This is a genomic window from Thermogutta sp. (assembly GCF_014359955.1).
In the GTDB taxonomy this organism is placed as follows: Bacteria; Planctomycetota; Planctomycetia; order Pirellulales; family Thermoguttaceae; genus Thermogutta.
The window spans coordinates 1-1797 of sequence record NZ_JACIYL010000857.1 but is presented as its reverse complement, the minus strand read 5'-3'; the positions used below and the strand labels follow the sequence as shown (position 1 = coordinate 1797).

Below are 1797 nucleotides of genomic sequence, written 5' to 3'. Positions count from 1 at the left end.
CTTAACGATGGCCGCTCAACGACCGCGTGGGGCATTCGCCAGCACTCGGGCAGCAGGGCGGAGAAGCAGGGCCGTCCGAAGCCCGGGACAGTATTTCCATATTTCCATCTGGCTGGAGCGATGCGATCTCCAGACGGTGGCACGCGCTTGGCATAGCCGACAAACCCAACTGCATGACCCAGCCTCAATGAGCGGATCTGAAGATCAGATTCTTTCAGGAGGGTTGTAGAAGGGCTGGCCTGTGACGCTCCATGGAGGTTGTCTCAACATCCTTCGATCGCGATATGTAGTACGGGCAATTCGTGAATTACTTTTACCAGTGGCGTGGCCCGGCTGGAACCGAGCCTTCCAGTTTCTCGCATGATTCCGAGGCAACCGGGATGCTCGCTCGGTGTGTAAACCGGGCCTATTGGTGGGATACCGTCCACGGCGTCCGTCAAACACGGAGGGTACAGTTGTCGTGCCCGCTCAGGCTGGACGCGATCAATTGTGATGAGATCACGCTGTTCGGAGTTGAATAACGTCGTATAAGACCGACGTGTAAAATGACGGGATTAACAAGTTCTCTTTGTCAGACAGCCTGCTTCGCTATGGGTGGTAGAAGTTTGCAGCCTGCGTTTTGAAGATTTCAAAGCTACCTGCGGTCTTGAATTTTTTTGAAGAATAGGTATCTTGCATTTTTGTAATTCTCGGTATAAGTTTATGGTGTATGGATTTGAAAAACAACGTGCCGGTATTCCCATAGTGCTAACCACATTGCTGTTCTTCTCGGTTAGTGCAGACATTGCGTGTTGTTCCAGTAGTGTATTGTGTTCGTTTTAGTAGTTCGAAAGGAGATGACGTATCATGCCCAGAAAAGCAGAAAAGCTCGGTCGGGGACGGAAGCGCTGTCAGGCCTGTGGAGCCATTAATCCTGCCCGCGCGGTGGAGTGCAAGAGTTGCGGGTACCAGTTTGTTAAGGGTGGAAAATCCCGGGCGCCGGGAAAGGTTGGGGGTTCAGCCACGGCTGATGATGCGGCCATCCAGGAAGTGGTCAGCTTCATCCGGCAGCATGGGAGTGTGGAATCCGCACGACAGGTGGTGGAAGATGTGCGACAACTGCTTGAGAAGGTCGGATCGATGGAGAAGATCCTCAAGTGCTTCGATCTCGTCAGCCTGATTCGAGAGAATATATAAGTTGACTGCCCGCCTGATGGCCCGGTGTTTTCGTCCGGTTGGTCGTACGGCTTTCCGGATCAGGGAGCGATCGCCCTGGGCAGTTGAGAAAAACGCGGTAGGGGTGGTTAATGGACGCCCCTACCGCGTTCTAATATGTTGTGGTTCTCATCATTTTCGACCACCGCCCGCCGAGGCGGCGCCGTGACTTCCTGGCAACCTGTTACGTCGCTCTCTTAGGTTTGTCAGTGGTCGTATCTCCGGAAAGTTTGGCGAGAATACTTCGTTTAAGTTTGAATAGATTCTCGCCCAATCGAGCGTGTTCGCGACGAGTTTTAGGATTGAAATTTTCCACGATAGCCTTCACTGGTTCCGACTTGGGGCCGAGATCGTCCAGTGCATTAAGGGCCAGCAAGGAAAGATACGGACCTTCTCCATCGTAGTCGACGAAAGTTTTTAAAACGTCCAGTGCTCGGCGCAGCTCTTCTGGGGAGCCGTATCGGCCCACCGTCCAGGCGGCCACAATTTGGACGCTGGGGGCGGGATCCTCCAGGGCATGGAGGACCGGTTCGCGGGCGGCGTCGTAGGCCTTTTGACCTCGGGCCAGTATCCCTGTGACTGCCCAGTATCGGACGGCGCTGT

2 protein-coding genes are annotated in these 1797 nt (G+C 54.1%); one reads left to right on the top strand and one right to left on the bottom strand.

Annotated elements, in window-relative coordinates:
* Nucleotides 1–846 precede the first annotated feature (846 nt).
* A complete protein-coding gene (locus H5U08_RS17615; protein ID WP_297036103.1) occupies nt 847–1176 on the top strand; it encodes a hypothetical protein in 330 nt (109 codons plus the stop codon).
* A gap of 202 nt (nt 1177–1378) precedes the next feature.
* Here H5U08_RS17615 and H5U08_RS17610 read toward each other — a convergent pair.
* On the bottom strand, nt 1379–1797 hold a 419-nt coding region (locus H5U08_RS17610; RefSeq protein WP_297036100.1), incomplete at its 5' end, for a HEAT repeat domain-containing protein.